Here is an 891-nt window from a genome sequence, read left to right as displayed (position 1 = left end):
GATATGTTGAACGAGGGTGTCTTTTTTGACGGTTCATCTATTGCTGGTTGGAAAGCAATTAATGAGTCTGACATGATTTTAAAACCTGATACTGCAAGAATGTTCATGGATCCTTTTACGTCTCATAATACTGTAGTTTTGTTTTGTGACATTCTAGATGCAATTAAAAAAGATCCTTATGAAAGAGATCCAAGAGGTGTTGCTAAAAAAGCCGAAGAATATTTAAAAGCTTCAGGTATAGGTGATAAAGCTTTTTTTGGACCTGAGCCAGAATTTTTTGTTTTTGATGATGTAAGAATCAAAAATGATATGAATGAGTGTGGATTTAAATTAGATAGTAAAGAAGGTCCTTACAATTCTGGTAAAGAATATGAAAATGGAAATATGGGTCATAGACCTCAAATTAAAGGAGGATATTTCCCAGTACCACCAGTTGATAGTGAACAAGACATGCGGGGTGAGTATCTTAAAAATTTGAAAGAAGTTGGTATTAAAGTTGAAAAGCATCACCATGAAGTTGCTCCTAGTCAGCATGAACTTGGTATGTATTTTGGAACTTTAGTAAATCAAGCAGATAACGTACAGTTATATAAATATGTTGTTCAAATGGTTACACATTCATTTGGAAAAACTGCAACTTTTATGCCAAAGCCAGTTGCTGGTGATAATGGTTCAGGAATGCACATCCATCAATCTATTTGGAAAGGTGATACTCCAGTGTTTTCAGGTGATGCGTATTCTGGATTAAGTGAAACAGCTCTACATTATATCGGTGGAATCCTAAAACATGCTAAAGCAATTAATGCTTTTGCTAACTCTACAACAAACAGTTACAAAAGATTAATTCCAGGTTTTGAAGCTCCAGTTCTTCTTGCCTATTCAGCTAGAAAT

The 891-nt window shown here is 34.5% G+C and carries 1 protein-coding gene; it reads left to right on the top strand.

Going from position 1 to position 891, the window contains the following annotated elements; translation table 11 throughout:
• On the top strand, positions 1–891 hold an 891-nt coding region (gene glnA, locus AMN88_RS03425; RefSeq protein ID WP_075536430.1), incomplete at both ends, for a type I glutamate--ammonia ligase.

This window comes from Candidatus Pelagibacter communis, assembly GCF_001180165.1.
In the GTDB taxonomy this organism is placed as follows: domain Bacteria; phylum Pseudomonadota; class Alphaproteobacteria; order Pelagibacterales; family Pelagibacteraceae; genus Pelagibacter; species Pelagibacter ubique_P.
This window is presented reverse-complemented; position numbering and strand designations above follow the sequence as displayed.